The 25,364-nt window shown below is 42.6% G+C and carries 19 protein-coding genes and 2 pseudogenes; 12 read left to right on the plus strand and 9 right to left on the minus strand.

Going from position 1 to position 25,364, the window contains the following annotated elements; genetic code table 11:
- Window positions 1–100 precede the first annotated feature (100 nt).
- From dnaA to OLMES_RS00020, 4 genes are all read left to right on the plus strand, one after another.
- Window positions 101–1,675: a chromosomal replication initiator protein DnaA gene (gene dnaA, locus OLMES_RS00005; RefSeq protein ID WP_087459346.1), complete on the plus strand. Its 1,575-nt coding sequence runs from the start codon at window positions 101–103 to the stop codon at window positions 1,673–1,675.
- A 30-nt stretch (window positions 1,676–1,705) separates the two neighbouring features.
- Window positions 1,706–2,806, plus strand: a complete 1,101-nt coding sequence (dnaN, locus tag OLMES_RS00010; protein WP_087459347.1) for a DNA polymerase III subunit beta — start codon at window positions 1,706–1,708, stop codon at window positions 2,804–2,806.
- Between the two features lie 83 nt (window positions 2,807–2,889).
- Window positions 2,890–4,158: an ABC1 kinase family protein gene (locus OLMES_RS00015; RefSeq protein ID WP_087459348.1), complete on the plus strand. Its 1,269-nt coding sequence runs from the start codon at window positions 2,890–2,892 to the stop codon at window positions 4,156–4,158.
- A gap of 168 nt (window positions 4,159–4,326) precedes the next feature.
- A complete protein-coding gene (locus tag OLMES_RS00020; RefSeq protein ID WP_087459349.1) occupies window positions 4,327–4,701 on the plus strand; it encodes a YybH family protein in 375 nt (124 codons plus the stop codon).
- A gap of 69 nt (window positions 4,702–4,770) precedes the next feature.
- Here the strand turns inward: OLMES_RS00020 and OLMES_RS00025 are convergent, their stop codons facing one another.
- The 3 genes and pseudogenes from OLMES_RS00025 to OLMES_RS28980 all read right to left on the minus strand — a co-directional run.
- The gene (locus tag OLMES_RS00025; RefSeq protein ID WP_087459350.1) at window positions 4,771–5,748 is read right to left on the minus strand and encodes an ABC transporter substrate-binding protein; all 978 of its coding nucleotides are present in this window, start codon (window positions 5,746–5,748) and stop codon (window positions 4,771–4,773) included.
- A 295-nt stretch (window positions 5,749–6,043) separates the two neighbouring features.
- Window positions 6,044–7,393: an IS1380 family transposase gene (locus OLMES_RS00030; RefSeq protein WP_087459351.1), complete on the minus strand. Its 1,350-nt coding sequence runs from the start codon at window positions 7,391–7,393 to the stop codon at window positions 6,044–6,046.
- Between the two features lie 768 nt (window positions 7,394–8,161).
- A pseudogene (locus tag OLMES_RS28980) lies at window positions 8,162–8,320 on the minus strand (helix-turn-helix domain-containing protein); the annotation flags it as partial.
- 245 nt (window positions 8,321–8,565) lie between these two features.
- On the opposite strand from OLMES_RS28980, the pseudogene OLMES_RS00035 reads away from it, so the two are divergent.
- The 3 genes and pseudogenes from OLMES_RS00035 (at window position 8,566) to gyrB (ending at window position 15,182) form a co-directional block, all read left to right on the plus strand.
- Window positions 8,566–10,089: pseudogene (locus OLMES_RS00035) on the plus strand (ISNCY family transposase).
- A gap of 1,562 nt (window positions 10,090–11,651) precedes the next feature.
- Window positions 11,652–12,755 carry a DNA replication/repair protein RecF gene (gene recF, locus OLMES_RS00040; protein ID WP_157678068.1) on the plus strand — a complete coding sequence of 368 codons (1,104 nt, stop codon included), beginning with the start codon at window positions 11,652–11,654 and terminating at the stop codon, window positions 12,753–12,755.
- 12 nt (window positions 12,756–12,767) lie between these two features.
- Complete coding sequence (gene gyrB, locus OLMES_RS00045; RefSeq protein ID WP_087459353.1) at window positions 12,768–15,182, plus strand: DNA topoisomerase (ATP-hydrolyzing) subunit B; 2,415 nt, start codon at window positions 12,768–12,770, stop codon at window positions 15,180–15,182.
- Between the two features lie 155 nt (window positions 15,183–15,337).
- On the opposite strand, the gene OLMES_RS00050 is transcribed toward gyrB, so the two are convergent.
- From OLMES_RS00050 to OLMES_RS00060, 3 genes are read right to left on the minus strand one after another with little or no spacing between them, the layout of a single operon-like run.
- A complete protein-coding gene (locus tag OLMES_RS00050) occupies window positions 15,338–16,651 on the minus strand; it encodes a HEAT repeat domain-containing protein (RefSeq protein ID WP_087459354.1) in 1,314 nt (437 codons plus the stop codon).
- 4 nt (window positions 16,652–16,655) lie between these two features.
- Window positions 16,656–17,531, minus strand: coding sequence for a tetratricopeptide repeat protein (locus OLMES_RS00055; protein WP_087459355.1), 876 nt, complete (start codon window positions 17,529–17,531; stop codon window positions 16,656–16,658).
- 15 nt (window positions 17,532–17,546) lie between these two features.
- The gene (locus OLMES_RS00060; protein ID WP_087459356.1) at window positions 17,547–18,926 is read right to left on the minus strand and encodes a DUF2314 domain-containing protein; all 1,380 of its coding nucleotides are present in this window, start codon (window positions 18,924–18,926) and stop codon (window positions 17,547–17,549) included.
- 443 nt (window positions 18,927–19,369) lie between these two features.
- Here OLMES_RS00060 and OLMES_RS00070 point away from each other — a divergent pair, with 443 nt between their 5' ends.
- The 4 genes from OLMES_RS00070 to OLMES_RS00085 all read left to right on the plus strand — a co-directional run bounded on the left by OLMES_RS00070 (window position 19,370) and on the right by OLMES_RS00085 (window position 22,687).
- Window positions 19,370–19,693, plus strand: a complete 324-nt coding sequence (locus OLMES_RS00070; protein WP_087459358.1) for a low molecular weight protein tyrosine phosphatase family protein — start codon at window positions 19,370–19,372, stop codon at window positions 19,691–19,693.
- Window positions 19,694–20,000: 307 nt separating this feature from the next.
- Window positions 20,001–20,651: an RNA ligase family protein gene (locus OLMES_RS00075; RefSeq protein WP_087459359.1), complete on the plus strand. Its 651-nt coding sequence runs from the start codon at window positions 20,001–20,003 to the stop codon at window positions 20,649–20,651.
- Window positions 20,644–21,936 carry an AAA family ATPase gene (locus OLMES_RS00080; RefSeq protein ID WP_087459360.1) on the plus strand — a complete coding sequence of 431 codons (1,293 nt, stop codon included), beginning with the start codon at window positions 20,644–20,646 and terminating at the stop codon, window positions 21,934–21,936. The genes OLMES_RS00075 and OLMES_RS00080 overlap by 8 nt, the downstream gene beginning before the upstream one ends.
- Window positions 21,923–22,687 carry an RNA ligase family protein gene (locus OLMES_RS00085; RefSeq protein ID WP_157678069.1) on the plus strand — a complete coding sequence of 255 codons (765 nt, stop codon included), beginning with the start codon at window positions 21,923–21,925 and terminating at the stop codon, window positions 22,685–22,687. Before OLMES_RS00080 ends, OLMES_RS00085 begins: the two co-directional genes overlap by 14 nt.
- Before the next feature lie 76 nt (window positions 22,688–22,763).
- On the opposite strand, the gene OLMES_RS00090 is transcribed toward OLMES_RS00085, so the two are convergent.
- A complete protein-coding gene (locus tag OLMES_RS00090) occupies window positions 22,764–23,210 on the minus strand; it encodes a GNAT family N-acetyltransferase (protein ID WP_087459362.1) in 447 nt (148 codons plus the stop codon).
- A 288-nt stretch (window positions 23,211–23,498) separates the two neighbouring features.
- Window positions 23,499–24,035 (minus strand): carboxymuconolactone decarboxylase family protein, encoded by a 537-nt coding sequence (locus OLMES_RS00095; RefSeq protein WP_087459363.1) that lies wholly within the window; start codon window positions 24,033–24,035, stop codon window positions 23,499–23,501.
- 103 nt (window positions 24,036–24,138) lie between these two features.
- Between OLMES_RS00095 and OLMES_RS00100 the strand changes: the two genes are divergently transcribed.
- Window positions 24,139–25,011, plus strand: coding sequence for an AraC family transcriptional regulator (locus OLMES_RS00100; RefSeq protein ID WP_198343164.1), 873 nt, complete (start codon window positions 24,139–24,141; stop codon window positions 25,009–25,011).
- Between the two features lie 94 nt (window positions 25,012–25,105).
- On the opposite strand, the gene OLMES_RS00105 is transcribed toward OLMES_RS00100, so the two are convergent.
- Window positions 25,106–25,315 (minus strand): cold-shock protein, encoded by a 210-nt coding sequence (locus tag OLMES_RS00105; RefSeq protein ID WP_087459365.1) that lies wholly within the window; start codon window positions 25,313–25,315, stop codon window positions 25,106–25,108.
- Between the last annotated feature and the right edge of the window lie 49 nt (window positions 25,316–25,364).

The following is a 25,364-nucleotide window of genomic DNA, read 5'->3' on the forward strand; positions in this document are numbered from 1 at the left end:
TGAGCGGAAGCTGTGTGTAAAAATATGGCGTACGGTTTCCTATTCCCCTTAAAAAACGTTTTAACTTAGATTTTTGGTATTTACCAAGGTGGCAAATTAGGTGTCAACAGAATTATGGAGCCAGTGCCTGCAACATCTCGAAGGTGAGGTACCGGCACAACAATTCAACATGTGGATCAGGCCATTGCAGGCAGATATGCGGGATGATGGATTGTATCTCTATGCGCCAAACAAGTTTGTGCTTGAATTTGTTTCGGAAAAATTTGTAACTAGAATCAAAGAGATATTTGTTGAGATCTCCGAGTCGAGCCCTTCTATTTATTTAAAAATTGGTTCAGCGGCACCCAAAAAGCCAGTTAGTGTGAATCGCTCTGGTAATGGTGAAAATAAGAGTATCGGAGTAAATTCAGCGGTTGAATCAACGCGAACGAGTCCGTCAGCAGCGCTACCCGGGGGAGGTCCAAATCGTGGTCAGTCGGCTATGGATCGGGAAATGCCCGTTCGAGCCGAATCGAGTGCAAATCGTTCCGGAGTTGGCGCATTGCCGGCTGAAAAACAAGGAAGTCTGTTGTTTAATGATTCGGATACTTCGATAGAACCTCCTTCTGCTGTCATCCGCAAGAATGAAAAAGATCTGGTAGAGTCGATCAATCACCAGAGTTTTCTGAACCCTGGATTCACGTTTCAAACTTTTGTAGAAGGCAAATCGAACCAACTGGCACGAGCCGCATCCATGCAGGTTGCTGATAATCCCGGAGGTGCTTATAACCCACTGTTTTTGTATGGTGGTGTGGGTCTGGGTAAAACCCATTTGATGCATGCGATCGGAAATGACATTGTAAAACGTAATCCAAGTGCAAAGGTGGTTTACCTGCATTCAGAACGATTTGTTGCCGACATGGTCAAAATGCTGCAGTTGAATGCGATTAATGAATTTAAGCGCTATTATCGTTCTGTGGATGCGTTGTTGATTGACGATATACAATTTTTTGCAAGGAAAGAGCGCTCTCAGGAGGAATTTTTCCATACATTTAATGCATTACTTGAAGGTGGCCAACAGGTTATTCTGACCTGTGATCGGTATCCGAAAGAAATTGATGATATGGAAGAGCGCCTTAAATCCCGTTTTGGTTGGGGTCTTACTGTTATGGTGGAACCGCCAGAGTTGGAGACCCGTGTGGCCATCTTGATGAAAAAAGCTGAGCAGACCAATGTTCGTTTAAGCAATGAGGCTGCATTTTTTATTGCCCAAAAGATTCGTTCCAATGTCCGCGAATTGGAGGGAGCGCTTAAACTTGTCGCTGCAAATGCACACTTTACCGGTGAGGAAATTACCCCACTGTTCATTCGGGAATGTTTGAAAGACCTGTTAGCCCTTCATGAAAAACAGGTTAGTATTGATAATATTCAACGCACTGTAGCGGAGTATTACAAGATTAAAGTGGCAGATTTGCTGTCCAAACGGCGTAATCGTTCGATTACTCGGCCAAGACAGTTAGCCATGTCATTAGCGAAAGAGCTGACTAATCACAGTTTGCCTGAAATCGGTGACGCTTTTGGTGGTCGTGACCACACGACAGTGTTACATGCCTGTAAAAAGATCAATGAGCTCAAAGACACTGATCAGAATATCAGGGAAGATTATCAGAATTTTATGCGAACCCTAACTACCTAAAAATCCGGAACAAATTAAGAGCTGCCCATAATGAAGTTTAGTATTGCCCGAGAATCCTTAAGCACTCCGTTACAGGCGATTGCAGGTGTTGTCGAGAAAAAACAGACCATGCCGGTGTTATCCAACATCTTAATTCAAGTATCTGATGATTCAGTGACTTTGACCGGAACCAATATGGAAGTCGAGTTGGTTTGCCGGATTGAAGACGTTACTGTCGGTCAAACGGGACAAATAACCGTACCCGCCAAGAAATTGTCTGAAATTGTTCGTTCGCTGTCTGAGGACTTTGCGGTAGAGCTTTGGACAGAAGGTGATCGCTTGACCTTGAAGTCGGGTAACAGCACCTTTACGTTGGCGACATTGCCCGCCGAGCATTTTCCCAATGTCGAAGAAGAGACTTCGGAATATGTGGTTAAAGTAGAGCAAAGTGAACTGAAGAATATGATTTCGTCTGCTGCTTTTGCAATGGCCCAACAGGATGTTCGTTATTATTTGAACGGTATGTTACTGGAAAGTGACCAAGACGTGATCCGTTTGGTTGCAACGGATGGTCATCGGCTGGCCATGGCATCGAACAAGATTCCAACAGGTGTCACCGAGCACAAGCAAGTCATCATCCCTCGTAAAGGTGTTTTGGAGTTAGCACGTTTGTTAGGGGAAGATGGATATGTCGAGTTAGTGATCAGCGATAGTCATATTCGATCCCGAATTGGCGCTTATACGTTTACATCAAAATTAATCGAAGGTAAGTTCCCGGATTATAATCGGGTTATTCCTCGTGGTGGTGATAAGACGATAATGGCTGATCCTGCCATGTTGAAAAGTGCGTTACTGCGTGCAGGTATTTTATCTCACGAAAATATCCGTGGAATACGCTTACATTTGTCCACAAATTTGCTTAAAGTAACAGCTAATAACCCGGAACATGAACAAGCTGAAGACTATGTAGAAGTCGACTATCAGGGTGATGAGCTGCAGATCGGATTTAACGTGGGTTACTTGATTGATGTAATGAATAACATCGATGATGAACGTATCAAGATCATTTTATCCAATCCAAACAGTAGTGCTCTGATTGAACCGGTTAACAAAGCTGATGTCTTGTATGTTATTATGCCAATGCGGTTATAATTTCATCTATGTTTGGACAATTCGCCATGTCCGAGCGGGTTAGGGTCTTCATACGTACGGGAAACTCAGTCAGGAAGAATAGTATGGTTACTATTAAAAATGCGGTTAAAGGCGCACTTCGGATCGGTCAAACCGCTACCGTGTTATCGAAAACAGGTGTAAGCTGGGTCAAAGGAGATCGACCACCCGTTCCCAGGTTGATCCGTCAAACTTTTGAGTCCCTTGGTGCAACTTACATCAAATTAGGTCAGTTTATTGCCAGCTCGCCAACATTTTTCCCGCAAGAATATGTTGAAGAGTTTCAATATTGCCTCGACAAGACTAAGCCGCTGCCTTTTTCCATTATGAAAGCGATCCTTCAGGATGAGTTGGACAGACCACTTTCAGAAATTTATGAGTATATTGATTCAACACCCTTGGCATCGGCCTCAATCGCTCAGGTTCATGCTGCGAAATTAGTAACCGGTGAAGATGTTGTGATCAAAATTCAAAAACCTGGTGTGGAGAATATTCTTCTCACGGATTTGAATTTTCTCTATGCGTCGGCACGTCTGGTTGAATACCTCGCACCCAAGTTATCCTGGACGTCTCTTTCCGGAATTGTTGAAGAGATTCAACGGACCATGATGGAAGAGTGTGATTTCATTAAGGAGTCCAATAACCTTAAAGAATTCAGAAAATTCCTGGATCGAACCGGCAATGCCGATGCCACGGTTCCCAAGGTTTATGATCATTGTACATCTCGTCGAGTGTTGACCATGGAACGGTTCTATGGTGTGCCACTCATCGATCTCGATACCATCCGGAAGTATTGCAGTGATCCTGAGCGAACGCTCATTACCGCTATGAATACCTGGTTCGCCAGTTTGACACAATGTGAATTTTTCCATGCCGATGTCCATGCGGGAAATCTCATGGTCTTGGAAGATGGACGTATCGGATTCATTGATTTTGGCATTGTTGGACGTATTTCCGCGGGTGCGTGGCAAGGAATGTCCGACTTTATTTCCTCGATTATGGTCGGGAACTTTGAAGGTATGGCCGAAGCGATGATTATGATTGGTATCACCAAGAAACAGGTGGACGCTCAGGATCTCGCGGATGATATCCGAAATTTGTATCGTAGAATGGATACCATGGTACCGGAATATGATGTATTAAACGGCGGCAAGGATGATGAGGTCAATAATATTCTGATGGAAATCGTCCGTATCGGCGAGCAACATGGCCTCCATTTCCCCCGCGAGTTTGCGTTGCTTCTGAAGCAATTCCTCTATTTCGATCGATATGTTCATGTGTTAGCGCCAGAGTTGGATATGTTTGTAGATGATCGCTTAAACATGTTGCACTAAGACTGGTAGAAGTCATACAGTAGAAAACCCCAAGCCATTAAAGCTTGGGGTTTTTTGTTTTCTGAGTGTAATAAAATCGATTTGGTCACAGATTTCCAATACACAACGCGTAATCATTTCGGTAGTAAATGTACTCATTACCAATATGAAGAAAGGGAAATTTCAAACATGTCTCGCTCAGACGAAACCTATCTCCGCAAACAAAATCAAATATTTGAAAGTCTATTCAATACAAATGAATTAGAATCGATCATGCAATTGTTTGAAGAAGATGCGATGCTCCTGTTGCCCGGCGTACCTTTGATTCGGGGACGCAGTGCGATATTAGAGACATTCCGTTTTATGAAAACAAAAATAGATAAAATCAGTAATCATACTGAAGAAATTCATATTTCGGGAATTACGGCGATTGAGGTAGGACATTACCAGCACTTCGATTTGAACGGTAAGCCACTTGATGAAGGTAAGTTTCTTGTAGTCTGGAAGAAGGTTGCAGGAGCATGGTTGATTTCGAAAGATTCAGTTTCCTCAAATGGAAGATAATCTCTTATTGCTGTTGATAAACTCTCAAGCCGGTTAATCTTTGAAGAACGTAAGATTATTTCTGTGCGCTTATCTGAAGTTTGCGTATTGCCGTGTTGTTTCAGGTAAAACGATATTGAAACGATTAAGCTGTTTTTGATTGAAGTAAAGAATTCCCGCTTCATCAACGATGGGTGATAGGGCTGAAGGTGATACGCCTTCCAATATGCTAAGCGCCTGCAATCCAGCCATTCGCCCATGTGCTTCCCCATCCAGCACAAACCCGCCCATTGCCAGGTTTTCTCCAACCGCAAGATCATTGTTTACAAATACGGGAATTCGACTGTTCGCAGAGATCCACTCGATTACCTTCTTCGGCGGAATGTAACGGCCGCTATCCGTTTTAATATTGAAATAGGCCGAAGGTAAAAGTACATCATAATCCTGGTGACTTTTTCTAACTGTGTCCTGCCAGGCTGTCCAGCTTTCAAGAATTTTAACCTCAGCTAAAATTCCTTGTACCACAAACTGATCTCTCGATCCGATCAAGGTTCTAATTTGCGCTTTGGATGTCTGACTGTTTTCCGTCAGTATCAGTATTTTCTTTGCGTCCGGAATAATTGATTTCAGAATTCTCAAACTTCCCATAAAGGGTGCTCTTTCCAAAATACCCGTCATATTGATGGGCAGTTTTCCTGATTTGAAGTAATCCCTAGGATTCGCATTTATTCCCATAAAAACAACCGGAATTGTGCTCGCTTCAAGATAGGGTCCAATCAAACGCAGCGCATTATCATCGGAAAGAACAACAAGATCAGGAGGGCTTGAGTGCATTTCCTGAAGCGCTTGTCTCACATTCGTTTCGTATTCATCGGGTAAAATACGTTTTGTATCGAGGTAAACAGTTTTAATTTCCGCCTTCAGTTTAAGAATATTCTGCAGTCCGCTGTTGCACTCCAGGGTCCAGTAGTACTGAGGATGGTAACTTGATATGTGTAAAACGTATTTTAGTTTCGCAAATACGCCCGGTGAAAAAAACAAGATGGTGATTAACAGTACACGCCACATTGAATAGAGTTCCTCTCAGCCAGTCCCTTGTGAAAGTGAATTCCGTTTTTAAAGTATAGTTTGAACCTAAATCCTGCAATCTATATGTCTGAATCGATTCGATACGACTATAGCGACATTTAGTGTCGATGGATCACCATTTTGCACACCATGCAACTGAAACAAGCGTAATTCACTTGATTGGACTGTTTAAATTATAATCATCTCTATCGTCAACCGGAGCAACAGGCCAAAGTCTGCCTGACTCCAAATCTGGAATTTGCTTAGTCGAAGAATTTAAGTATAGGTATTTTGGTCAATGAATAAACGACAGCTTTAACCAGTCAGCCCACGGAGTTGGGTGAAGATGGTTGCTCGGAACGTTGACCTTAAGCTGATTCCCACCACGCAAGAGTTGTCCAGCAGTACGTACCAGAAAAGTTCGGATAGTTTGAATTTCCCATCGTTTCAATTCGTCATTATCGCTCAGTAGTGCCATCCAGCGTACCGTGTTATACGCCAGCACAGCGCATTGGAAAATTAATGAGCTGGCCATGAAATCATGGCTCTTGATTTGCGCCAGCCCCATTTGGTTCTTAGCTTCATCCAACCAGGTTTCACAAGTTGCGCGCTTTCCGTATGTCGTGTGTGCTTGCCAAGGAGACAACCGCTCTGTGGTTACGTAGCAGAAGTAGTCGTAAACGGGCTCATTCAGCAAGGCTTGTTGAGGGCCTTTGGTGATGAGAGCAGTTTTACGCCGCACAGCAACAAAGCGACGTGACCGCTCCCATTGACCGCATTGATGGAAAAAGTCACACTGTTCCCAATCGGTATGACCCGGTACTCGTTGCCAAGCTTGCTTGTCCAACAAAGCGGCAAGGCCTTTGAGTTTCACTTTAATCAGGTAACCATGGCGAGCCTGATCCAGCCAGTCCATGAGCTCTCCAACAAAGAATCCTGAATCACCTCGGAATAGCAGCCGCATTTTGGGTGGCATCTGCGCAGAAAGTTGCTGCATGAAGCCTACAATGCCGTTGCTGGTGTAGGTGCTGCCACTGCGCAACCATGCTTGCAAAATTTCTTTGGTGTGGCTGCAAAAGGCAACCAGTGGATGATAAGAATTAGAGCCTTTTTTCGTTGGGTTGTAGCCTTTTTCAGCACCTTCCTGTTGACCGTAAACGGTTTTGACAGTCGAGTCCACATCAATCCAGCCTCGATAGAGGGTTCCGGGCAACCAAGTACCGGACTTCAATGCTCTATGCCAAATTCCCTGACGCAAGGTGTGATTAATCTGTTCGAGCTGGGTGACATGCTTGAGCTTTCCACGACGGAAAATACGACCCAATGTACTGTCATCTGGAATCGATAGCCACCCCCCCACTTCACGCAGCACCTGATCTGCCCACACAGAAACCACCTTCCTGAGCGAAGTGGCACCGGCGATGATGCCGATAATCGTTAGGTAGATTGAGTCGCCCAAGCTGTAACGAGCCGTGTTGCCGCGTTGCAAATCAAGATGCTTCTGGCAAGCCTCGGTAAAACCGATGTGATCGAGGAAATGCATGGCAGGGATAATGCCAGCTTGACTAGTCAGCTTTTTTCCGGTGTGTTGATAGCGAATTTTTGCGGCTGGTTTTTTGGCACTTTTATGGGTATTCTTGATCATGAAAAAGGTGACTCTGATGTGCTTGGTTGTTTGATGATAACCAATTGAATCAAATCGCCTTTTTCTTTTCAAGTACAATGTTGTTTGCAGAATTTAGGTTGAATATAAAAAAATTTATTGAAAAGGTTTCGAGACTCAAAATAAAGAGACGCAAATACGACTGTTATGCTCCGTCAAGCGACATTCGGCCGGTTTTTTAGGAACAATTAATAGATCAGGTGTTCTGCTGGGAAAATTTTTTTTCTGACAGAGGCTTGTCCAACTCGATTTTACAGTGCTAGCGTGAATTTGTGTGATTCCATTTTTGTTCGAATCTCAGAGTTAGCGGTATACCAAACCTTCAACGCAAACTGATCGACAAGTGAGTCTTAAACCTACTCTATGCTCTTGGTTGATCGTAGTCGAAAGGTCCTTTTTACCCGCTCGTTTTACAACTTTGTTCCACGATCTTTTTTTAGGTTTTGATGTTCAAGACTGAGGTCGGCAATCTTTACTTTGTGTCCGTTGTTTTCCACTTCTATTTTTTAAGCGTTTAATATCAGTTGATTTTATATCTCCGTATTCTCTTTTCGAGTAGTAATATTTAGCTTCGATAACACCAACGGGAAACTTGTTTGACGGTTCGCCGGAACTCTATTTCCTTCAGCATAGTAGCTGCGGAAAAAAGATAGCGTCGGTATCGAAATTATCAGGGGACAATAAATTTCGTAGTCACTAGTTTAAAGCGGTATTGGCAATGAGAGGTCGTCAGGAAGTTGCGAAAACATCCGCAGCCAGAGCTTGCTCCTCAACTAACTCTTGATACTGATAAAAAGTGTCTTGAGAAACGCCCATGATCTAGCAGGCTTTTGAAACGTTATTGAGCTCTTCTGCCAAATTTAATAATCCGGCTTTGTGTTTAATGATTGGGTTGTTAGTTTTTAGCATGAGAGTTACCTTTTGTTTTGAAATAATGATTCGACACCTTTATCAAAACGGTAACTCTCACTTTTTCAAAAAGAGGTGTCAGATTAAGTTGAGATTAATTCATATAAATCTTAACACCAGGCGATTTTGTCGTACCTTAATTACCAAGCGATTTTGTCGTAACCAATAATTACCAAGGGAAATTGACGGTTCATTTTTAGCCGTGTTTCTTGAATGTGTGTTTGAGCATTTGAGGAACGGGAAGGATTATTAAAATAAACTCCAAAGCTCAATTGACAGTTGATGTCATAGCCAAGGTCGCTGAAGGCAAAATCTCTCTTGCCAATGCCAGCAAACTCCTCAATAAGTCCAAACGCACGGTTGAACGCTATTTGCAGAAATATCGAAAGGTCGGTATTCAGTTTGTGATCCATGGCAATACGGGTCATGAGCCCACAAATAAAACCTCTTCTGCAGTGAAACAACAGGTGAAAACCTTAATTCGTGATAAGTACTTCGACCTTAATCTCATTCATTTAGGCGAGATGCTTGAATCCAATGAACAGATCGTTGTAAGGCGAGAAACACTGAGAAAGTGGGCGCATGAGATCCATCACGTGAAGCGTTCCAAACGCCGGCGTAAACGAGTGCATAAACATCGAGAGCGTATGGAAGCGCCCGGTTTGTTGTTACAGATGGACGGGAGCAATCATCGCTGGTTTGGGAATAACAAGTCCTGCCTGATCGCTGTTATAGATGATTCCACCAGTGACATCCACGCTCAGTTCTTCAAATCAGAAACCACTGATGGTTGTTTAAAAGTCATGCGGAGCGTGATTGAAAAACATGGCCTGTTTAAGGCCTTGTATGTAGATAGAGCTGGCATTTTTGGTGGGCCAAAACGATGTAATTTTTCTCAAATGCAACGGGCGTGTGATGAATTAGGTATCGAGATCATCTTTGCCAATTCACCACAAGGTAAGGGGCGCATCGAACGTGCTTTTGATACGCTACAAGACCGCCTTATTCCAGAGCTTAGACTCAATGGCATTACCGATATGGTGAGCGCAAACAGCTATCTGCAACACGTTTTTATCCCACAGTTTTGGCGCCGGAATATTATGGTTAAAGCCCGACAAGGCACTTCTGAGTTCACGCCATTATCACCTGAAGTCAATTTCGATAATATTTGCATTACCAAAGAGTATCGAAAAATTCGCAATGACCATACTTTCAGTTATGGGAACCAATTCTACTTTATCGATTCGCCGATAAAGCATTCTATTGCACATCAGAAAATTGAAATCAGAAAGGCTAATCACGATCGTTTTGACGCATATTTCGCTGGCAGAAAATTAGCCATTTCACTTGTATCTGAGCCCACCAAACCCTCAATGGAAGAAATTGAAATACAGAAAAAGCTGGATGTATTGGCCCTGGCCGACAAGCTTGGTAATGTCTCAGAGGCATCTCGAGTAAGCGGTATTTCGAGAGATACCATCTACCGCCACCGACGTTTACTCCAACAAGGTGGTATTGATGCTCTCAAACGTCAGGAAACCCCCAATCTGCGGCACAAAAACAGAACAGATGAAGAGTTAGAAAAGCTAGTGATCGACTTCTCACTGCGCAATCCACATCTGGGCCAAGCCCAAGTGTCTCGGCAGTTAAAACAGAACTACTCAGCAGAAATCAGCCCGGCAGGCGTAAGGTAAATTTGGCTACGAGAAGAAATGAATACGGCAGCACTAAGACTCGCAAAAGTTCAACTACTGCCAAAATCAGCTTGAGATTAACGAATTGCTAGAGAGGAGAGTTGCACTCTGGTATGCTCACAACGACAAAATCGCTTGGTAATTATACCGTCAGTTTCCCCTGGTAATCACACTAATTCATATAAATCTGTTCATATAAATCGTGTCCTGCGTGGGCTGCTCTGAGTTTGCTACAAAAGAATAAGAGCAGGATGTTTTTCAAGATCGCATGAAACGCTAGGACCTGCTTTGTTGATAGATAACTTGAATGTAATTGGGCTATTTAAATACTAATTGCTTACAGGTTGAGATTATCGAATTCAAATTAAACAGGCCCTAATGATGTTCCCAACCCAATAGAATATGTATCTAAATAGTGTACCAAGCGTTAAATCGTATCTAATCGTTAAAATCATAAAACTGGACTTTGTCTTTCATATTCAATTTTTATGGCAACTCACCCAAAGAACCTAGTCACTCCCCCCCTCCACCTAAAAAGACATTCGATCACTATCCTTCAGATTGACCGAATTTTTCATATAGCATCAAGCTACCTGAGCCCTTTGATTCGTCAAACGGTGAAGATTGAGACTCATCTCGTTTCTAAAGGTATTCAAGTTAATTGAACACCAAAATTCCAATATTTCATATCATGCATTCCCGAATGCCTCAAAAACACATGACAACTCACAGTGTGATCGTTGCTTTTGGAAGTGCAAAGGCAACATATATAAATGTGAATAGTTATCTTCGGGCAAAATGATTAACGGTAATCTTCTCCTATTTTTAAAGTCGCTATCGTGGAATCTTGGCATAATGTTGCACGCCAAGGGTTAGTCTTCTTGCGTAACTTACCAAAAAAAGAAAAACCTAATCAGTGTCAGCTTAATAGTCTGATCTGTTTAAAATTGAATTGCGCGTTCTGAGGTTTGATCTTTGTGCCTCTGTCACTGAAATTACATCCGTCAGGTTATTGCGATCGTACAGTGTTGTCGCACAACCTCAGTAAACAGCAACTTAGATGATCGGGCGAAAACCGATAATTTCGAAAGGAGTGAGTCTGAATTTCGATTCTCCAAAGTAATTGTGTCCCTCGCCATTCATTTGGAATAACTAAACCATCCCTCCCTTCTCTTTAACTGATACTGCTTAGTTAAGGCCCAACAAACACTAAATCTCAATTGTCGATTTTCGAAAAGATTTCGGGAATAGAATGAGACAAACATACGTCCGTACTGGACAGAGGTTCGCTAATTCTTTTACAACACCTGTATAACCTTAAACGAGAGTTATCAGAAGAATGTTCCACGTGGAACATTTTTATTACCGTATACCAAAAATTAAGTAAAAAAATGATTGTCCGTAACATTGAACATACGAGAGGTTGAGGGTCAGGTTTGTCCATACCCGGGAAGCCGGTATTAAACGGATCCTATTAATCCGCAGATACTTCACAGTTAACTATGGCTATAATAATGGCCACATAAGACTTCAAGTCGGTATCGTTCTCTCCTTTGATATATTTACTAGAATTAACAGAGTGAATCTCGATCCCGATAAACTAATCCTATTGAATGCTTCGGTTTATCCTACCCAAAATGCAATTAGTTAAACTCAATACTAGTGGATTCCGTAACCTAGAAAATACACAGTTGGCGTTCACCCGAATAAACTTTTTCTTGGGTGTAAACGGATCGGGGAAGAGTTCCATTTTAGAAATGATTCAAGTATTGCTGTCAGGCAAGTCGTTTCGAGCAAATCAACTTGAGTCTTGTATTACCCATGACTTGAAAGTATTCACATTATACGGCGAAGCCAAAAGTAAAGAATCAGACGCACACTATAAAGTAGGGCTATCGAAGGAAAAAGATAAACTCAAGATACTGGTGGACGGAGAAAAAGTATTGAGCTTAGCAAGTCATGCAATTAACTTCCCCGTTATCGTTATCGATCCAACATCATTTTTGCTCATAACCGAAGGGCCTGAAGGTAGAAGGCGATTTATTGATTGGGGAGTGTTCCACGTGGAACATCAGTTCGCCAAGTTATGGAACCGATTGAAAAAAGTACTAAAACAAAGGAATGCTTTGCTCAGGCGTGGTAAAATTAGCCCTTCGGAGTTAAATGTTTGGGACCAGGAGTTTGTAAGACTATCAGAGCTGGTTAATGAAAAAAGGCGAAGCTATATCGAAGCGCTCGACCCTCTGCTGAATGAATACCTAAAACGCTTTAACATCAATACAGATAAAGTGAATTGTCATTTCTTTCAGGGTTGGGACGCTAAAAAACGACTATCCGATCTATTAGAAAGTGGTTTAGATACAGACGTTAAATACGGCTATACTAAGTTTGGCCCCCACAGAGCAGACATAAAGTTTTCTATTAAGGGTCAACCGATAGACCAAGTATTATCTCGCGGACAGCTAAAACTCTTCGTTTGTGCTTTGAAGGTTGCACAGATCAAATTACTGGCTCAACTAACCGGTAAACGCGCAATCATCCTCCTTGATGACTTTACTTCTGAACTTGATCAGTTCAATCAAGATCTGGTCTTTTCGGTACTGGAGAAAGAGTCTGAACAGCTTTTTATAACGGCATTGGATAACTCACTAGTGCTGCGGAACCTTTCTACACCAAACGATAACTTCAAAATGTTCCACGTGGAACATGGAAAAATAACGATTGATAACTCTCCAGATTAGGGTTGAGATGATATGAGTGATAATAACGGTTATGATTCTTCCAGCATTAAAGTCCTCAAAGGATTAGATGCTGTAAGAAAACGCCCTGGGATGTACATCGGTGATACAGACGATGGTACTGGTCTGCATCACATGGTATTCGAGGTTGTAGATAACTCAATTGACGAAGCGTTAGCGGGTTATTGCTCCCAGATAAAAATAATCATTCACCCGGATGAATCGATCACAGTTTCAGATGATGGCCGTGGCATTCCAACAGATATTCATGAAGAAGGCATCAGTGCTGCTGAAGTGATCATGACTGTATTGCATGCCGGTGGTAAGTTTGACGATAACTCTTACAAGGTATCTGGTGGATTGCACGGTGTGGGAGTTTCTGTAGTAAACGCACTCTCTACGCAACTTAAGTTGACGATCCGACGAAGTGGCAAGATCCACGAACAGATCTATCATCACGGAGTTCCTCAAGAACCGCTTAAAGTAATCGGTGATACTGAGAAGACTGGAACCGAAGTACACTTCATACCCTCCCCTGATACCTTTTCCAACATTGAATTCCACTATGATGTACTCGCAAAACGATTGCGCGAACTCGCCTTCCTGAACAGTGGTGTTTGTATTGTTCTGAAAGATGAGCGTACAGGTAAAGAGGAAAAGTTTGAATACGAGGGTGGTTTGCAGGCATTCGTAGAATACCTGAATACAAACAAAAACCCGATCAACCGCGTTTTTCACTTTGCCATGGAGCGTGAAGATGGCATTGCGGTTGAAGTAGCAATGCAGTGGAATGACAGCTTCCAGGAAAACATTTTCTGTTTCACCAACAATATTCCACAGCGGGATGGCGGCACTCACCTTGCTGGGTTTCGTGCAGCGTTGACCCGTTCACTAAACGGTTATATCGAAAAAGAAGGTTTAGCCGGTAAATCGAAAGTTGCTACAACGGGAGATGATGCCCGAGAAGGTCTGACAGCAATTATCTCTGTTAAAGTACCTGATCCAAAATTCTCCTCACAAACAAAAGACAAACTGGTATCTTCAGAGGTTAAGTCTGCAGTAGAGCAGGAAATGAATGCCAAGTTTGGTGACTACCTTCAAGAGTTTCCTCAGGAAGCAAAATCAGTCGTTAATAAAATGATTGATGCAGCCCGCGCCCGTGAAGCTGCTCGTAAAGCTCGTGAAATGACTCGCCGGAAAGGTGCTTTAGATATTGCCGGGCTACCCGGAAAATTGGCAGATTGCCAGGAAAAAGACCCTGCTCTATCTGAACTGTACATAGTGGAGGGTGACTCCGCTGGTGGGTCTGCAAAACAAGGTCGAGATCGTAAAACCCAGGCCATACTGCCATTGAAGGGTAAGATCTTGAATGTTGAAAAAGCACGATTTGATAAGATGTTATCGTCCCAGGAAGTTGGAACCTTGATTACAGCATTAGGTTGCGGTATTGGACGAGAAGAATTTGATATCGAAAAGCTCCGCTATCACAGTATCATTATTATGACAGATGCGGATGTGGATGGATCCCACATTCGTACGTTGTTACTGACCTTCTTCTTCCGGCAAATGCGGGAAATTCTCGAGCGCGGCCATATCTATATTGCAATGCCGCCGCTATACAAGGTTAAAAAAGGGAAGCAGGAGCAGTACCTGAAAGATGAAAGAGCAAAGGAAAACTATCTTACCAACTCTGCTCTTGAAAACTCTCAACTCTATGTGAATCCCGATGCGCCTCCAATTCAGGGTTCGGCATTAGAGGCAATTGTAAATGACTATCGTACTGTAATGAGTATTATCGAACGACGAGCCCGGGTTTATCCGGTTATCGTTCTGGAAACAATGATCGATATGCCAACGTTGTCGCTCGATAGTTTGAAGGATCAGGCACAGATGCAGGCCTGGGTTAACAAGTTTGGTGAGATGCTGCAAACCGATGGGAAGACGGCTTCATCATTTGTGTTTTCGACGGTCGAAGATACAGAACGTAATCTGTTTTTGCCGAAAGTTGAAGTTTATACTCACGGTATCGGTAACGAATACGTGTTCAATCATGAGTTCTTTGAGTCAACCTCCTACCAAACAATTGCAAAACTAGGCGAGACATTGCAAGGTTTGTTTGAAGAAGGTGCTTATATTCAACGTGGTGAGAAAAAGCATCCTGTTCAGGAATTCAAAGAAGTATTGGAATGGTTGATGAAAGAAGCGCAACGAGGTTTGAATATACAGCGCTATAAAGGTCTGGGTGAGATGAATCCTGATCAATTGTGGGAAACAACTATGGATCCAGAAACCCGTCGCATGATGAAAGTGACCATCGAAGATGCGATTGCAGCGGATCAGATCTTCACTTGTCTGATGGGTGATGATGTAGAACCCCGCCGGGATTTTATCCAGACCAATGCATTGTACGTAACTAACCTGGACGTATAAGAATATTGTAAGGTGCGGACATAAGTGCCACCATGAAAGCCAGCTACCTCAAAGGGATAGCTGGTTTTTTTATAGCTGAACCATCAAGTTTTTCGGCAGAATAAATAAACCGATAGTGCAGAAAATCCTTTTTAGTTTGAGGAGATCGTTTGGCTCTACAACTCAACGCCATATGACTTCAACGTAAATGACATACTTTTATTTCTCTTAAGCATATCAGTTGAGTGGTATAGTTCAGTTAACCGTGTGAGTTGATCTGGGGTAGGTTGAGCGGCGGATCTATTAAATTCAATATCCCATAGTCTCATCGCTCCGTTCAACTCGTTCTCAGTAAGATATTGCTCATACTTATTATTGTATAAGCTTGCGATGAATATTATCCGCTCCCATTTGTTAATTCTGCGAGCAAGTCCTACGCAAGAGGCTAGAGTATGGTAATGCGATGATCGCTTTACTATTTGTAGAAGTTGATCGGCACCGAGAGCTAATCCTATTTTTGGGATTAACCTAGCAGCTTCTTTACAAACTGACGAAGACTCATCAATCAAGCCATCGAATAAATCTCGCTCTGACTTCTCCCCTGACAGCTGGAAAAGTGTTGTCAGCGCCTGTTTTCTTACACTTGGAAACTGATCATTAAGGAGTTCTTGTACCTTGCCAATTTCTTCACTTACCCGCAAAGCGCCGATGCCCCAAATAGCAATACGTCTTTTGCTTACTTGTTGCGAAGAGAGTTCTCCGATGTAATCTACTTCAACATTTAAATCATTACTCTTTAAAAACTTGATCGCGATTTCTCTTATTGATGGGTGACGATCAAATAAATATTGCTTAGCTAACAAGCTTGGGTTCTCTTGATTGCGAATTGCGAGCTGAAAAGCCTCCCGCCTAATGGGCATAAAGCTGTCATTTAAAGCAACTTGTAGTGCTATATTTAACTGCTCCATTTCCAATTTTCGTAAGAAACCTGCAGCCTTAAATCTGACGATGACATCAGGGTGAGCCAGGCCCTTATTGACGACTTCGCTAGCTGAAAGTAAGTTATGGTCGATAATCAATGAAATACAGTGACGAACAACCAAGGCGTCATCGTCTTGTAACCCACCAACCAAACATTGCTTATTGTCATCATTCAATAAAAAACTTTCGATTGTCTCGATGAACTCAGAGTGATCATCTCTACCACAAACGTTTAAATGATATAGCTGAGGAAGAGAATGCACGAAAGCCTCCGCATTCTGAGCTTGTGCAATTCTAAGTATTGCCTCTCTGGCAGCGGAACGAACTTGAGGTACCCAATCATTTACTCTCAAAAATAAGTCTGGCAAGGCGATTGGGTTTCCTAGCATTCCGAGACGACGGACTGCATTCTCTCTTTTATAGCCATCCCAATTACTTGATTGTGACAATAAGTCTTCCAAGCCTTCTTGACGAGAGAAACGCATTTTTAGCTTTTCAAGAAGATTCATAACACTAAACTTCGATGTTAATTAGCTTGGCGTGAGTGATTTTTTTCCACTCGTCAAAAACGTCGCTTAAAGATTGCCCTTCAAATGCAGCTATCCCCAAAGTACGCTCCGACACCCATTCATCAATTAATTCCTCATCATGGTGTTTATGAGGTTTGCCTTCACTACATTGTCTGCAAATGGTTCGAATGTTCGTTGTCCAATCTTCAAAATCATGTTTTGTTTTCGCAAATAAATCCTGCAGTTTATCCAGGTCATCATCCGTATTTATCTCGACAGTCGCGATGAATGTGGAGAAGCATGATTCTTCAAACAACTCCAATACGTTAAAAACGGGATACTCACGGTCACCAACTTCACGATATCCAACGGCAGCACCGTCGTGGAGAACAATGTCCCCGTGTCTGAAGCCTGACTCTTTATAAGGAATGCTATCTATTCGCGCTCTTACCGGATCTATACGTGTGGCCCACACGACTTCCCCTGATCCTTCCGGGTTTAGTCGAACCGGCGTCATACCAAAATTCATGGATATGGGCTCATCACCGGGCTCAATAGATATCCCGTTATCAATCCAAGCCTTACGCGCCAATTTCCATTTACGTAATGCTGTCGCTGCGATAGCTAGATTCCATCTTGCTGCCTCATCTTCTGGATCTAGCTCATAAGCTTTCTCATTAAATTTAAGAGATTTTTCCCACTCGTTCTGATACTTATACACTAAGCCAATGTTGTAATAGCTTTCAGATTTTTCAGCGTCGAGTTCGATTGCCTTTAAGTAGCAATCAATGGCTTCTTGATCCCTTCTTTCATCCCAATGGCTTTCGCCTTGTTCATGGTACTTTTGAGCTTTTTTCCTATTACTACTAAAGAAAGACACAGCAAATTCTCCGACTTAGTTCTGATATTGGTTATAAGACCGTGTTTGTGACTGATACTTCATGATCAGTTCGCCAGTTTCATTTCCTTCACTCGATCCATCGCCAAAATACCTTATGTAGTCAAAGACAATATCTTCGGTTACCGTGACTGATTGGCCGCCTCTTAAGGATGGAATATTGTATGGCTCATTTTTCAGTAGCCCGGTAATCTGATCACTTTTCCACTCAATAACATCAACCCACATATACTCATTTCCACCATCAAGAGTTTCAAATGGTGCTTTTACATTGATGTGCCCACCTGGCTCTAATCCTTTGTTAAAATCTGACTTTAACTGAGGTAGTTTGGATCGCGCTCGGTTACTCGCTGCGAGAATTTGGTTATTGTGCTCTACCATGCTCATAGTTTCCTGCCACCCAAACATGGCACCAAGAAAGCGCTCCTGCTTTTCTTGTAATGATTTCCCGGGGTAATGATCAAAGGCCAGTTCAATGATAGAGTTATTAGGATCACCTTCCTCAGGTTTTGACGGCAGCACTTTTATCACAACGTCCTTCTGCGCATTTTCAAATAACTGTCCTTCCATAAATCTTTTAGCTTCCTCATTCTTAAATGAAGAAATGTCAGCCAATAATCCTTTGCGGCTGATGGAATAGCCTTCAACCATCTGCTGGGCTAATAGATTAATGAGGTTCCCCATTCCGCGATTCACAGACCAGGCAAAATTGTTTATCGCAATATCGGGTAAGCCAAACTTGGCCATGCCAAGAGTAATAGCGCGAGCATACAGGTCATTTGGTTGGTAGACATGAATTGTGATGTGATTGGCTACGTTTGGCCATTGGTCAGTCCACATACTAAGGCGCTTATCGCGCCAGGCTTCTTTCGTGAATATCTCTCTCGTATCTTCATCCCAAATAAAGCCGCCAAATTTATCTGCCATCGAATGGAGCAATAAGGTCGCCTCTTTATTTGCTTCCAATACATACTTATTCGAAGATGCTACGTAAAATACAATAACATGGCTTGATTTCCCTAGCTCTTCAGCCTGATCGGAACTTAATCCCCTACCAAAATACCTTAAAAAATTTCCACTTGGCGGGGCGTATTCCTCATGAACATTTGTAATCGTCTTGAAATCGATCACCATTTGATCAGTAGATGATTCAAATTTATCTGAAAGAACGAGTTTAGCCGTATTGGATGATATGAATTTAGAAATTTCCTTGTAAGGTATGATCGGGCCGGTGCGATATAAAGCAAATTCGATATAACCTGCATCATTGTGAAGTAATGAATTAGAAACATCTTCACCTGCATGAGCAGACCCAACGCCCAATGAAACGAATAAAAATAGAAAACTTAAAAATACAGCTGGGGCAGTCTTTGACACTTATTTCATCCTTGTTTTGTGTACTCACAATAAGACCAGCAATTATACATATATGAACTGATTGTTCTGGTAGTCGACAGCAAAATTTTCCAAAGAATTATCTATGCGTGATCCAATCGGCTTAGCATAATCGCTTAGCCATGCTAATATTCTCAGGCTAAAGAAGTTACCTCTCCGTGTTATCGCGGCTGCTGAACCCGATTCACTTTGAGAGGAATAAATGATGACAAACACAAGAACGAGAGCTTGGAGAAGATCTAAAGCCCGAGCTAATTCTACACGGTCGATTTCGACTAAAACGAAGAAATGGATATCTGAGAAAAACTGGAAATTGATGTACACACGATCTGAAAAGCTCGGTAGAGCACGCCAGTTAGGAATGGAATATCCAAAAAGAACCATTCGCCAGGTATTAGACGAAGAACTCCCATTGGTTGATTAGTATGCAAAACCTATTGTTTATTTGCAGCAGAAACCAATGGCGAAGTCCAACGGCTGAAACCTTATGGCGGAAGCACCCAAATTTTAATGTTCGGTCTGCAGGCACGAGCCCTAAAGCCAGAAAAACTGTCAGCTCAGCGGATATTCGCTGGGCTGATATCATTTTTGTTATGGAAGAGAAGCATAAGAACCGGCTAAAGGCTGAGTTCACTCGTATGTTAAACCACAAGCCCGTCCACGTTTTAGATATCCCGGATGATTACCAATATATGGATGAAGCGCTCATCAAAGAGTTGGAATCCTCCGTTAAACCTTATTTAAATTGATAAGGCCGATATATAAAGATTAGAAACTGAGAACCGATCTAGTCTTTTTCTTGTTTAAATCCTAATCAAGCTATCCTATAATTTCCGTCGTAACAAACCCACCTTATATGTGAGGCGTTGGACTTTCGTTCTAATTGTGGAGCTATGTAATTACTTTTTCCTTTTTATACAGCACAGACTTTATTCGCTAAACGATCTGCTTTAGGTATTGATCAACGGCGAAGGGTAATTGCTGTCTTTCCATATTTATCATTAAGAAGAATACCAGCAGCAAGCCTCTGGTATCGGAAAGTTAAGGAGAAAGGTAATGAACAGTCAACGGTTCAAATACCCTCGTACACCTCACCTTCCCTGGTCTCCGGGTTTTACCGCCGACGATATTCGGCAAACGGACTTTCACGGATTTGAGAATAAAGAAGTGATTATCACCGAGAAGATGGATGGAGAATGCACCACCATTTATCGGGATTACTTACATGCGCGTTCCATCGATAGTCGCCATCACCCGTCCAGAACTTGGGTTAAGCGTTTACAAGCGCGTTTGACCTCTGATATTCCTGAGGGTTGGCGTATTTGCGGCGAAAATCTCTACGCCAAACATTCGCTTTTTTACTCTGATTTAGAGAGCTATTTTTATGTGTTTGCGATTTGGGATGAGAATAATCGTTGCTTGAGTTGGGACGATACGCTTGAGTGGAGCGAATTGTGCCACTTGCATACGGTGCCAGTTATTCACCGAGGCATGTGGGATGAACAATTTGTACGGGACATCATTGTCGATACAAACAAAGTTGAAGGCTACGTTGTACGAACATCGGAAGGATTCCATTATTCTGATTTCAAAAACCACTTTTCTAAGTGGGTGAGATCAGGTCATGTCCAAACCGATACCCATTGGATGGCGCAAGATGTCGTTCCAAACGGATTGAAGTCTATGGAGGGCGCTGACAATGAATAGGCAATCTTGGCTCCAATCGCTCACATTGGATGGCACACCCTCAATTGATGAGTGTATTGAGCAGCTTGGGGAAACCTTTCCCTTGCTGCTTCAATTCAAAGTGACCGAACAAGACCCTCAATGGCATGGGGAAGGCGATGTTCATATCCATACGGGTATGGTTTTGGATGAACTCTATCAACTGCTTGAGGGCGAAGCTTGTCATATCCAGGGTGAAAGAAGGCAAGCACTCGTGCTTGGCACCCTATTGCATGACATCGCCAAACCACTCACCACAAGACGGAAGGAAGTGAGAGGGACAGAGCGAGTTATTGCGACCAGGCATGAAGTAATGGGGCGATCCTATATTGCCCATCGATTGCTTGACTTAGAGTTATCCAGAGAAGTAGTCGACTTGGTTATGGGATTGGTGGGTGAGCACCAAATGCCAAAACTACTGGTCATCAAGAAAATGGAGCGCGGGGAGTATTGGAAGCTTGCCCGAAAAGCACCAATGGATCTCCTTTATTGGTTAGAAGTGGCCGATATGAGAGGCCGCATCTGTGAGGACCTTAACGAGCAGCTCGACTTGTTGGAGCAGTTTCGATTGTTCTGTGAAGAATATGACGTATGGGAATCTCATAAGCCTCTTGAACTATTACGGAGAAACATTGATCCTCACCTACAAGGTTTGCCATCCAGAACAAAGGATATGATCTTTGCTCGGACGATGCGTGATTTTGAAGAAGGTGATATTTCGACCTTGGAGGAAGGTATCGCACGTACCTATTACCTAAGAGAGGGATTCAGTGAGGTGTATGTGTTGTATGGTCCTAGCGGTTCTGGCAAGTCTTCTTGGATTAAACAATTTGATCCTGAGTGTTCTGTCATTTCTTTGGATGAGTTACGAGAAGAGCTTAATGGTGGCAGGGCCGATCAATCCAATATTGGCCAAATTCTGAATGTTGCTCGCGAAAGACTAAAAGTACATTTGCGAGCGAAAAGAAATGTCATTTGGGATGCGACAAACTTGCGTGAAGACTTCAGGCAACGAATTTGTCGAATCGCATTCGATTACCATGCTTTTGTCACCATGGTTGTGTTTCATAAATCTGAGCAGCAGATCTTTATGGATAATAAACACCGACCTCATCCAGTGCCTGAGGAAGTTTTGCGAAATCAGCTGGACCAACTGGAGTGGCCTGTACCAGAGGAGTCTCATCGTTACTGGGTAATTGACGGAAATGGTGAACTCATCAAATGGTCTGGGGATTTTCAGATGGGTGGTTGTGATGGAGTTCGTTAAATATCCCAGAACCAACCACATCGAAGGGTCCAAGTTTTCTTGCGACCCTCTTGATCTCAAAAAGATTAATCTCCATTCCGTGCGAGGAAAGCATCTCGTTATCGAAGAGAAAATGGACGGAACGCAAATTGGAATCTTTTTTCAGAGCCAACACCGGCCGCGTATACAGAGTCGCGGGCATTTTGTCGATGAGCGCTTTAACCCAGAGTTTGATCTTCTAAAAAACTGGATTGCAACACACCGCTCATCTCTATGGAATGTACTGCGCGACCGTTATATCTTGTTCGGTGAATGGCTCTACGCTAAACACACTATTTATTATGATCGTTTGCCTGACCATTTTATGGAGTACGATATTTTCGATAGGGTTTTGGGTACTTTTCTTAGCACGGGTCGAAGACGGGATATGCTCAAGAGTTTAAGCTTTCTTTCATCGGTTAAAGTGGTAGGAGAAGGCGTCTTTTCAAACGCTTACGAGTTATATGAACTGACAGGTCCATCAAGTTTTATCTCGCCGAAGCAGAATGACAACTTTTTAGAATCTGTTGCTCAACAAAAGCTCAACGCAAATGTGGCTATTGAACAAACAGATCTCACGGGGTTAATGGAAGGGCTATATATAAAGCATGAAGCACACGGAAAGGTTGAGCGTCGTTACAAATTTATCCGGGGTCAGTTTCTCGCTCAAATTTTAGCGCAAGGAGTTCATTGGAAGAATCGACCGATCATTCCAAATCAGTTGGAAAGATAGTTTTTTCGGGATTGACACAATAAAGTGTAGCGTTCGATCTGATTCAACATCTCACCTGTTTTATCCTATTAAAATGTCATAGCACGAGTTCCAGTCTTAACATATCGAAATGTTGTAGGCCGTTTTCATACAATGGCTTTTCATAGTGTTTTATGAAATGATCTCTCCATACATTGCAAACTTGAAAGCCTAGCCGTTGGTAGTAATTTAATTGATAACCAAAGGTTCCCGTACCCAGTTCAATTCGTGAAACGTTGAGCCGTTTGAGTTTGGTGATCATATTGTTCAGCAATTGGGTTCCTATACCCTGTTGTTGATGAGCCGGATAAACTGCTACGTTAAATACTTCCACAGTATCTTTTCGGATTTGTTTTGCGATACAGGCGCCAATGATATTTTGATCCTGAATTGCAGCAATACTCCAGGATTTATCGAGATAGGTCTGAATATTCGCTTTTGAAGGATCAGCCAGGAGTAACAGGGAAACTGGAATATCTTTGGCGCTAACTTCTTTAATTTCCATAATTCAAAGCCAGTGCCCTGTTTGGTGGACGAAATGATTAATGGAGTTAGTGATGTTTCTCAATCTAATGTAGTCTACCACCAGGCAAAAATTGTTGGCTTTGGCCACGGGAATTGTGATTATTGTTTTCATATAGGCAGGGATGGGATTTCAACACATCCGCATTTTGCAAAGCAATACTGATGACTTTTGAAAGACTATCCGTTTGTCCGAATCTACAAGCGGATAGTATATTGTATTACACGGATCAGTTCTGGCCCCGTTTCTATTTGGTTAGCGCTGAAATTTTCAAACAAACTTCTTAAAAGGTTCGTCCAGTGGCGTGTCTGCCAAGTGATTGGTGTAGTTACTTATTACCTTTTGAGCGATACCGACTAGAATCTCCAGTAATTGTTGATTGTTGTAACCAACAGCCCGGAATTTAGAGAGTTGTTGTTCACTCAAGTGACCTCGATCAAGGTAGAGAGATCGTGTAACGCTTCGCAATACTTCCAGTTTTTCGTCAGGTAAGGGGCTATTTTCTTTAAGTGCCTGGATAACCTGGTCGTCGACTTTCATCATGTTTGCAATCATGAAATGGGCTGGAATGCAGTAATGGCACTGATTTTCTATATTAATCGTCTGCCAGACGACAGTTAGTTCAGCTGCATTAAAACTCGTATTTTGAAAGGCCTCATGGAGTTTTTTGTAGATTTTGAGTGCTTCCGGTGCTTCCGCTAAAACGGCATGCAGGTTGGGTATCCAGCCAAAGGACTGTTGCGACTGTTCCAGTGTTTGTTTTGATGCTGCGGGTGCGCTCTCGATCGTATGAAGTTTAAATGTCATCTTTAAAGTCCTTCTCTCATTCGTGAATGTTGTGATACTTTATGCTGAAAATTACGAACGATGAATGCTTAGTAGTCCTATTTTATTGTCTTGGAGTACGGTTTTGGCCTCATTTGATGACTTTATCGCGTTGATTCGCTTGAATGTTGATATCTATCATAATGCTCGGGTATGTGGTGACTGGGTGATTAATGCTGATGCTAAAGGTCATACTTGTTTTCACATGGTCACCCAGGATAATTGTCAATTGATCGTGCCGGATATAGGGGAATGGCGTCTAAGTGAAGGGGATTTAGTTATTTTCCCCCGTGATCTACCTCACTCAATGATGCCCTGCGCCCCTCAGACCGGAAAACAGCAACATTTATTGATTCCCGCTGCCCAAGATAAACCGGGTACTAGCCTGGTTTGCGGAAAAGTTTACTTCCAGCATTCTGGTAGTGAACGGTTACTTGATGCCTTGCCCAACGTTTTTGTAGTTAGACAGAATCAGTTTTCCCCTTGGTTGAATGGTTTGCAGGAATTGATACTGGATGAAAGCTTGCGAATCTCTCGACAGACAAACGTTATTATTGATCGGCTTTGTGAATTATTATTTGCTTACGCGCTACGCCACTATATGGAACTGCATGAGCAAAAAACAGGTATTTTCGCTCTTTATGCCCATCGCCAAATCAATAAAGCGATTCAGGCAATACATGATCAACCTGCGTTGAATTGGCAGCTGCAGGCTTTAGCTGAAATTGCCGCTATGTCGCGTACTCAATTTGCCGAGACATTCAAAAGAATAAGTGGATGGACCGTAATGCAGTATCTAACCTGGTGGCGTATGCAGCTTGCTTGGGATGATTTGCGATCCGGGTTGTCGGTAGCTCGGGTTGCAGAAAATGTAGGTTATCAATCAGAAGCTGCCTTTTCCCGTGCCTTTCGAAAGCAATTTACACAGAGTGCGGGAGCAGTTCGTCGTGGTCAGTGACTGGCGGGTGATAAAATTAGCAAAAGGGTATTTTACTGGCAATAAAAAAGGGCAGATCTTTAAAGAGCCGCCCTTTCTTTATATCAAATAACGATTAGATCGCTACGATATTTTCTGCTTGTGGGCCTTTTTGACCTTGAGTTACAGTGAACTCAACTTTCTGGCCTTCTGCCAAAGTTTTGAAACCGTCGCTTTGGATTGCACTGAAGTGTGCGAAAACGTCTGGTCCTGATTGTTGTTCGATAAAACCAAAACCTTTAGATTCGTTGAACCATTTAACGGTGCCTGTAACTTTGTTAGACATAATCATATCCTGAAATTAAAACGTTTTATTGGTGCCAGTTTACTGGCTT

The organism is Oleiphilus messinensis (assembly GCF_002162375.1).
Classification (GTDB): domain Bacteria; phylum Pseudomonadota; class Gammaproteobacteria; order Pseudomonadales; family Oleiphilaceae; genus Oleiphilus; species Oleiphilus messinensis.